The sequence below is a fragment of the Aquicoccus sp. genome (genome assembly GCF_041686535.1).
Lineage (GTDB): Bacteria > Pseudomonadota > Alphaproteobacteria > Rhodobacterales > Rhodobacteraceae > Aquicoccus.
Genome location: NZ_JAWLDS010000116.1, coordinates 1 through 8,074, shown reverse-complemented (window position 1 = coordinate 8,074; position 8,074 = coordinate 1). Strand labels below are relative to the sequence as shown.

The window sequence follows — 8,074 nt, the reverse complement described above, 5'->3', positions numbered from 1 at the left end:
TGTGCGCAATTTCACCGACGTCGATGACAAGATCAACGCCCGCGCCGCCGAGTCGGGGCGAGAGATTTCCCAGATCACCGCCGAGACGACGCAATGGTTCCTCGAAGACATGGGCGAGCTGGGCGCGCTCGAACCCACTCACATGCCCCGCGCGACGCAGTACATCCCGCAGATGGTGGCGATGATCGAGGATCTGATCGAGAAGGGCCACGCCTACGAGGCCGAGGGCCATGTGCTCTTTGCCGTCGATTCGTGGCGCGGGAAATATGGCAGGCTCTCGGGGCGATCGGTCGATGACATGATCGCCGGCGCTCGGGTCGAGGTCGCCCCCTACAAGCGCAACCCGATGGATTTCGTCCTGTGGAAGCCGTCCACGCCCGACCTGCCGGGCTGGGACTCGCCCTGGGGCCGCGGCCGCCCCGGCTGGCATATCGAATGCTCGGCGATGGCCTATGAATTGCTGGGCGAAAGCTTCGACATCCATGGCGGCGGCAACGACCTGATGTTTCCGCACCATGAAAACGAGATCGCGCAATCCTGCTGTGCCCACCCCGAGGGCGATTTCGCGAAGGTCTGGATGCACAACGAGATGTTGCAGGTCGAGGGCAAGAAGATGTCCAAGAGCCTGGGCAACTTCTTCACCGTGCGCGATTTGCTCGACCAGGGCGTCCCGGGCGAGGTGATCCGGTTCGTGTTCCTGAGCACGCATTACCGCAAGCCGATGGACTGGACGGCGGAGAAGGCGCGGGAGGCAGAGAAAACGCTGAAGAAATGGTATGCCAAGGCCGCTCAGGGTGTTGGCATGGGGGAACCCTATGTTGCTGTTGTTCAAGCCTTGGCAGACGACTTGAATACTCCTCTGGCCATCAGCGAATTGCATCAACTCTATCTGGCGGATGATGTTTCGACCCTACGCCACACGCTACAGTTTCTCGGCTTGATGACTGATGACGTGCCGGACTGGATTTCAGGTCCGGCGATTGATCTATCGGTGTTTGTGGACATGTTCAGCGAAGAACGAGCAAAAGCCATGAGGAACAAGGACTTCTCGAAAGTTGATCGTCTCAAGACGGTTCTAATCGCAGCCGGAATCGAGGTGCGGATGAGTAAAGAGGGGGTGGAACTTGTTCCAGGCCCCGACTTTGACCCCGCCAAGCTGGAGGCCCTGAAATGATGCGCCGCACAACAGAGGTTCGCGCCCGGCCCGAGGGTGGGGGCGGTTTCGCCCCCGCCCTGGGGGGCGGGTCGGGGGCGAACCGGATCGCAAGCGATCCGGGGGACAATCCGAAAGGGTCGCGCAATGACTGAACGCCTCTACATCTACGACACCACCCTGCGCGACGGCCAGCAGACGCAGGGCGTGCAATTCTCCACCCCAGAGAAACAGGCCATCGCCAAAACGCTCGACGCGCTCGGTGTCGATTACATCGAGGGCGGCTGGCCGGGTGCCAACCCCACCGACAGCGCGTTTTTCCACGAAGCCCCGCAAACCCGTGCCACCTTCACCGCCTTCGGCATGACCAAGCGCGCGGGCCGCAGCGCCGAAAACGATGACGTGCTGGCCGAGGTGATGAACGCGGGCACATCGGCCGTCTGCCTCGTCGGCAAGACCCACGATTTCCACGTCGAAAAGGCGCTTGGCATCAACCTTGAGGAAAACCTCGAGAACATCCGCGCCAGCATCGCACACATGGTCGCGCAGGGCCGCGAGGCGCTGTTCGATGCCGAGCACTTCTTCGACGGCTACAAGGCCAACGCCCCTTACGCGCTCGAATGCGTACTGGCCGCCCATGAGGCTGGCGCGCGTTGGGTGGTGCTCTGCGACACCAATGGCGGCACGCTGCCCGCCGAGATACAAAACATCACCCGCGCGGTGATCGAAGCGGGTGTGCCGGGCGATCACCTTGGCATCCACACCCATAACGATACCGAGAACGCCGTTGCGGGCACGCTGGCGGCCATCGACGCGGGCGCCCGGCAGGTGCAGGGCACGTTGAACGGGCTGGGCGAACGTTGCGGCAACGCGAACCTGACCACGCTCATCCCCACGCTTCTGCTGAAGGAACCCTATGCCAGCGCCTTCGAGACCGGCATAACCCATGACGCGCTCAAAACCCTGACCCAGGCCAGCCGCCAGCTTGACGACATCCTCAACCGCGTGCCCACCCGGCAGGCGCCCTACGTGGGCGCCAGCGCCTTTGCGCACAAGGCCGGGCTCCATGCCAGCGCCATCCTCAAGGATCCGACCACCTACGAACACATAGACCCCGAGGCGGTGGGCAACACCCGCATCATCCCGATGTCCAACCAGGCCGGCCAGTCGAACCTGCGTCGCCGCCTGGCCGAGGCCGGAATCGAGGTGCCACCCGGTGACCCCGCGCTGCCCCGCATCCTCGAGGCGATCAAGACGCGCGAGGCGATGGGCTATACCTATGACAGCGCACAGGCCAGTTTCGAGCTGCTGGCGCGGCGCGAACTGGGCCGGATGCCCGAGTTTTTCGAGGTCAAGCGCTACAAGGTCACGGTCGAACGGCGCAAGAACAAGTATGATCGCATGGTCTCGCTCTCCGAGGCGGTCGTGGTGGTCAAGGTAGATGGCGAGAAGAAACTCTCGGTCTCCGAAAGTCTCGACGAAGGCGGATCGGATCGCGGACCGGTCAACGCGCTGTCCAAGGCGCTGGCCAAGGACCTGGGCCGTTACCAGTCGCTGATCGACGACGTGAAACTGGTGGATTTCAAGGTCCGCATCACGCAAGGGGGCACCGAGGCCGTCACCCGCGTCATCATCGACAGCCAGGACGGGCAGGGGCGGCGCTGGTCCACCGTGGGGGTCAGCGCCAATATCGTCGATGCCAGTTTCGAGGCGCTGCTCGACGCGGTGAACTGGAAACTCCTGCGCGATGGCGCGGCAATCTGAGCGCGTCGTGATCGAGATGATTTTCATATGATCTACAAGGCACTGATCTTTCTCGGAATCTCGGTTCTGATCTATTTCGGGATCGCATTTGGCATGATCCTGTCACACCCCCCGGCTGGGGAAATTCCCGCGACCCGATCCCTCGATTTCACGGGTCTCCTTTCCGATCAGGATTCAGTGCCTTGGGATGATCCACGCATCCGCCGCGAGTCGGTGGAAATGCCCGATGGCGCACAGCTTTCGGTCACCCATGTCCTGCCGGACGTGCCTGCCCGGGACAATGTGCCGCTTGTCATCATGCTCCATGGCTCGGGCTGGTATGGCGGGCAATTCAACACGCTGGCTTGGAGCTTGCGCGATCTGGCCGAAGTCAAGGCGGTCACCCTGCGCGGCCACGGGGCCGATCCGGTGCGCCGTGGAGATGTGGACTATGTCGGCCAATTCGAGGACGATCTTGCTCATCTGATCGGTGAGACCACGGACCGACGCGTCGTGCTTCTGGGGCACAGCTCGGGGGGTGGGCTTGTCGTCAGGATGGCGGGCGGGCCGCATGGTGACCTGATCGACGAGGCAATTCTGCTCGCCCCGTTCCTGCAACATGATGCCCCCATGACCCGTGCCAATTCCGGCGGTTGGGCGCATCCGCTGATCCGGCGGATCATCGGGCTTTCGATGCTGAACGCGGTGGGGATACGCGCGCTGGACCATTTAACGGCGATCCAGTTCGCGATGCCGCGCAAGGTGCTTGACGGTCCCATGGGCCACATGGCCACCACCGCCTATAGCTGGCGGCTCAACCAGAGCTTTGCACCCCGCCGTGACTGGCGGGCCGATGTGGCCGCCTTGCCCGATTTCCTGTTGGTCGCGGGTCGCGATGATGCGGCATTCGACGCCGCGGGATATGAAGCCTCCCTTTCGGAGGTCACGGATCGTGGCCGCTATGTTGTCGTGCCCGGGGTGGGGCATCTCGACATTGTCGATCATCCCGAAACCCTGGCCGAAATCCGAAGCGCGTTGCAATGAGCGAGGATGTTGCCGCCTGCGCCGCGATCGTTGAAAAGGGCGATCCGCATCGCTTCCGCGCCGCCATGGCTGCGCCGGTGCCCGCGCGCGAAAAGCTGTTCCCGCTCTATGCCTTCAATGTCGAGGTGTCGCGTGCGCCCTGGGTCACGTCCGAGCCGGGTATTGCCGAGATCCGCCTCCAGTGGTGGATCGAGGCGCTTGAAGAAATCGCCGCGGGCGGCGCGGTGCGACGGCACGAGGTGGTGCTTCCGCTGGCGCTCAACCTCAGCGCCGACCAGGCCCGCGCGCTCATCCCGCTTATCGAGGCGCGACAATGGGATATCTATTCCGATCCGTTTGCCAGCGATGCGGCGCTTGCCGATTACCTTGCCGACACGTCCGCCCGCCTGGTGCAGGTGGCAAGCGGCATGCTGGGGCAGGGGGGCGAGGCGGCGGCGCAGGGTGCCGGGCTGGCCCTCGGGGTGGCGAACTGGCTGACTGCCGTGCCGACACTCAAGGCGGCAGGACGCCATCCGCTGCCCGATGACAGCGACGCGGGCATCCGGGTGCTCGCCGAGGCGGGGCTCGATCACCTGGCCCAGTCGCGCCGCACATCCATTCCGCGATCCGTGCGTCCGGCCTTCCTGCCCATGGCAGGCGTGGCCCGGATGCTCCGGGCTGCCCGTGCCAGGCCGGACCGCGTGCGCAAGGGAACGCTCGACTCCCCGTTTCGCGCGCGTCTGTCGCTGATGAAAACCGCCCTGACCGGACGGTGGTAGGCGTCAGGCCAGCTCGTCCCGGCGGCTGAACCAGAACCAGATCAGCGCCCCGCCCGCCAACACGAGAAACGGCGCCATCGCAAGGTTGACACTGGCCCAACCGGCCATCGCATCCCCGCCCGAGCAGTTCATCAGCCCGCCACTGGCCAGCGACGCCACCGTCACGCCGCCGAACACGATGAGGTCGTTCATGCCCTGCATCCGGCCGCGTTCCTCGGGGGTGTGCGCCCCGGCGAGCATGGTCGTCGCGCCGATGAAGCCGAAATTCCACCCCACGCCGAGAAGGATCAGCGCGATATAGAAATTCTCAAGCTCCACACCCTGAAGTGCTACCGCGCCCGCCCCCGCAAGTATCGCAAGACCCGTGGCCACGATGGTCTTGACCCCGAACCTTGCGATCAGGTGCCCGGTAAAGAAACTGGGCACATACATCGCGAGAACATGCGCCGTCACGATATCCGCCGCCGTGCCTGTGTCGAACCCGCAGCCCACCACCGCAAGCGGCGTCGAGGTCATCACCAGGTTCATCAGCGCATAGGACACCATCGCGCAGATCACCGACACCGCGATGATCGGTGTGGTGATCAACTCTCGCCGGGTGCGGCCGCGTGCGCTGCCCGCCTTGGGCGTGGGTGGCTTGGGAATATCGAGGAAGAGAAACAGCGCCGAGCCCAGCACATTGACTAGGATCACCGCCAGATAGGTGCCCATGAAGGTGATCACCATCGCGTCGGCTGTGAACTTCACCAGTTGCGGCCCGATGATCGCCGAAGCCAGACCGCCCGCCATCACATAGGAAATCGCCTTGGGCCGGAACGCTTCGCTCGCTGTATCGGCGGCGGCAAAGCGGTAGAAGCCGTGCGCCGACATGTAAACCCCGGTCAGAAGCGAGCCGGTGAGGAAGATGGGAAAGGACGCGGTATAAAGCCCGTAGGCCCCCACGACCCCGCCCAATGCACCAAAGCTCGCCCCGAGGAAGAACCCCGTACGCCGACCGTATTTCTGCATGATCCCGGAGACCGGCGTCGCCGCCAGCATCGAGCCCAGAACGATCAGCGAGATCGGCAGCGTCGCCCAGCACGGGTTCGGCGCAAGCGACTGCCCGGCCAGCCCGCCGATGGTAAAGATCATCGGCATCTGCGCGCCCAGGATCGCCTGCGCGAGAACGAGAATCATCACGTTGCGCCGGGCGCGGCGGTCATCGACGGGGGAAAGGACGGCATCTGTCATGCCAAATCGCCTACCCCGAAGCTTCAGGGGCTGCAAGCGTCACATTGCGTGTGCGTTATGTGATGCGACGCCTTATGCGGCCGTCTGGGGGAACGGGCCTGTTGCGCTTGCCGGACCTTGCCGGGCCGCAGCACAGCGTTAAACGCAATAAAATCGGCTTCAACCCGGGCTGTGGGTCCTATTGCGTCTTTCATCCGGGCGCGCGAGGGATTAGATAAGCTGTCACAATTCACCGGGCGCGTGGCGGTATCGACCGTGCACCCCCGGACTAGGGAGAAGTTAAATGCTCAACAATATCGGCCTTCCGGGCCTCCTGCTCATCGCCGTCGTCGTGCTTGTGCTGTTCGGTCGCGGCAAGATCAGCTCGCTCATGGGTGAGGTCGGAAAAGGCATCACCGCCTTCAAGAAAGGCGTGAAAGACAGCACCGATGAGCTTGAGAACCAAGCTGCCGACGAGGCCAAGGACGTCACACCCGAAGACGAAAAAGACAAGGTCTGAACCCTCCATGCTTGACCTTGGCTGGACCGAGCTTCTGCTCATCGGCATTGTCGCGCTGATCGTCGTGGGCCCCAAGGACCTGCCTGTCCTGTTCCGGAAGGTGGGCGAGTTCGTGGGCAAGGCGCGTGGCATGGCCCGTGAATTCAGCCGCGCCATGAACGAGGCGGCGGACGAATCCGGCATGAAGGACACGGCAAATTCCCTGCGCTCGATTGCCGACCCCAAGAAAATGGGGCTCGATGCGGTGAAGGAAGCTGCGGATTTCCAGAAATGGGACCCTGACTCCGAGACCGCCAAGCTTGCCGAAGAGCGTCAGGAAGCCAAGCGCAAGACCCAGGAACTGGCCGCCAACAAGGCCGCCGCGCGCAAGGCCAAAGAGGCCCGCGCCGCGCGTGAGGCCGAGGATACCGACCAAGCCGACAGCACGGCAAGTGAGGCCCCGCCCGAGGCAAGCGAGCCCACCGGGAAATCCGCCGTTAAGAAAACGGCGACCAGGACGACGAGCAAAGCCGCCGCCAAACCAAAGACCGGCGAGAGCGCCACGAAGAAGCCCGCCGGGAAACCGGCCGCCAAGAAACCGGCCCCAAAGAAAGCGGTTTCCAAGAAGGCGACAACCAAGAAAACCGACCAACAAGGCGGGTAAACCTCCATGAGCCCATCAGACGCCCAAGACGAGATCGAGGACAGTTCCGCCCCGCTGATCGAGCATCTGGCGGAGTTGCGCACGCGGCTCATCCGCTCGGTTCTGGCGTTCATCGTGGGCATCGTTCTGGCCTTCATCGTGGCAGAACCGATCCTGCAATTCCTGCTTTTCCCGATCGAGGAAACGCTTCGGGCGATGGGCGACCCCGACCCGACGCTGCAATATACCTCGCCGCAAGAATATCTTTTCACGCTGTTTCGCATCTCGATGGTGTTCGGCTTCGCGCTGGCCTTTCCGGTGATTGGCGCGCAGATGTGGCGTTTCGTGGCGCCCGGGCTCTACCGGTCCGAAAAATCCGCATTCCTGCCATTCCTGGTCGCCTCGCCGGTGATGTTCCTGCTCGGGGCGACGTTTGCGCAATTCGTCGTCACGCCGCTGGCGATGCGATTCTTTCTCGGATTTGCCGATGTCAGTTCTATCTTTGCCAATCTTCTGGCGGTTGCGGCTGGCGATGCGCCATCCGATGCCGTCAAGGTTCCGGCCACGACCGAGGGCCTCAAGATCACTTTCTTCGGCAAGGTGAACGAGTCGCTCGACATCACGCTCAAGTTCATCATCGCATTCGGGCTTTGCTTCCAGCTTCCGGTGCTGCTCACGCTGATGGGCAAGGCCGGTCTGGTCAGTGCCGAGGGTCTGGGCAACGTCCGCAAATATGCCATGGTCGGCATCCTCCTGCTGGCCGCACTGGTCACGCCCCCCGATGTCATCACGCAGTTGATCCTGTTTTCCGTGGTCTATGGCCTTTACGAAATCTCGATCTTCCTTGTCCGGCATGTCGAGAAAAAGCGCGAGGCGGAACTGAGGGCACAAGGCCTGTGGTTCGAAGATGAAGAAGATGAAGAGGACGAGAATGAGAACCGGGCGAACCCAGCGGCGAGCGACCCCGAAGAGGAATTCGATGATCCGCTCATGCGCGAGCTGGACGACGAGATTGCCGCCGAGCA

General features: G+C 63.2%; 8 protein-coding genes. 7 read left to right on the top strand and 1 reads right to left on the bottom strand.

Annotation, left to right across the window (positions count from 1 at the left end; genetic code table 11):
• From ACESL9_RS15935 to ACESL9_RS15920, 4 genes are all read left to right on the top strand, one after another.
• Positions 1–1,174, top strand: a 1,174-nt coding sequence (locus ACESL9_RS15935; RefSeq protein WP_372675170.1) for a cysteine--tRNA ligase, incomplete at its 5' end; no start/stop codon positions are given.
• Positions 1,175–1,300: 126 nt separating this feature from the next.
• Positions 1,301–2,917: a citramalate synthase gene (gene cimA, locus ACESL9_RS15930; protein ID WP_372615144.1), complete on the top strand. Its 1,617-nt coding sequence runs from the start codon at positions 1,301–1,303 to the stop codon at positions 2,915–2,917.
• A 27-nt stretch (positions 2,918–2,944) separates the two neighbouring features.
• Positions 2,945–3,940, top strand: coding sequence for an alpha/beta hydrolase (locus tag ACESL9_RS15925; protein WP_372675169.1), 996 nt, complete (start codon positions 2,945–2,947; stop codon positions 3,938–3,940).
• The gene (locus tag ACESL9_RS15920; RefSeq protein ID WP_372615142.1) at positions 3,937–4,698 is read left to right on the top strand and encodes a squalene/phytoene synthase family protein; all 762 of its coding nucleotides are present in this window, start codon (positions 3,937–3,939) and stop codon (positions 4,696–4,698) included. The genes ACESL9_RS15925 and ACESL9_RS15920 overlap by 4 nt, the downstream gene beginning before the upstream one ends.
• 3 nt (positions 4,699–4,701) lie before the next feature.
• Here ACESL9_RS15920 and ACESL9_RS15915 read toward each other — a convergent pair whose 3' ends face one another.
• Positions 4,702–5,928, bottom strand: a complete 1,227-nt coding sequence (locus ACESL9_RS15915; protein ID WP_372675168.1) for an MFS transporter — start codon at positions 5,926–5,928, stop codon at positions 4,702–4,704.
• Between the two features lie 283 nt (positions 5,929–6,211).
• Here ACESL9_RS15915 and tatA point away from each other — a divergent pair, with 283 nt between their 5' ends.
• The 3 genes from tatA to tatC all read left to right on the top strand — a co-directional run.
• A complete protein-coding gene (tatA, locus tag ACESL9_RS15910) occupies positions 6,212–6,427 on the top strand; it encodes a twin-arginine translocase TatA/TatE family subunit (protein WP_372614670.1) in 216 nt (71 codons plus the stop codon).
• 7 nt (positions 6,428–6,434) lie between these two features.
• The gene (gene tatB / locus ACESL9_RS15905; RefSeq protein WP_372614672.1) at positions 6,435–7,070 is read left to right on the top strand and encodes a Sec-independent protein translocase protein TatB; all 636 of its coding nucleotides are present in this window, start codon (positions 6,435–6,437) and stop codon (positions 7,068–7,070) included.
• 6 nt (positions 7,071–7,076) lie between these two features.
• Positions 7,077–8,074, top strand: a 998-nt coding sequence (gene tatC, locus ACESL9_RS15900; RefSeq protein ID WP_372675167.1) for a twin-arginine translocase subunit TatC, incomplete at its 3' end; no start/stop codon positions are given.

What these genes read in the sequence shown, in the direction of transcription:
- cimA (WP_372615144.1), top strand. Translation starts at nt 1,301, where the DNA reads ATGACTGAACGCCTCTACATCTACGACACCACCCTGCGCGACGGCCAG.
- ACESL9_RS15925 (WP_372675169.1), top strand. Translation starts at nt 2,945, where the DNA reads ATGATCTACAAGGCACTGATCTTTCTCGGAATCTCGGTTCTGATCTAT.
- ACESL9_RS15920 (WP_372615142.1), top strand. Translation starts at nt 3,937, where the DNA reads ATGAGCGAGGATGTTGCCGCCTGCGCCGCGATCGTTGAAAAGGGCGAT.
- ACESL9_RS15915 (WP_372675168.1), bottom strand. Translation starts at nt 5,928, where the DNA reads ATGACAGATGCCGTCCTTTCCCCCGTCGATGACCGCCGCGCCCGGCGC.
- tatA (WP_372614670.1), top strand. Translation starts at nt 6,212, where the DNA reads ATGCTCAACAATATCGGCCTTCCGGGCCTCCTGCTCATCGCCGTCGTC.
- tatB (WP_372614672.1), top strand. Translation starts at nt 6,435, where the DNA reads ATGCTTGACCTTGGCTGGACCGAGCTTCTGCTCATCGGCATTGTCGCG.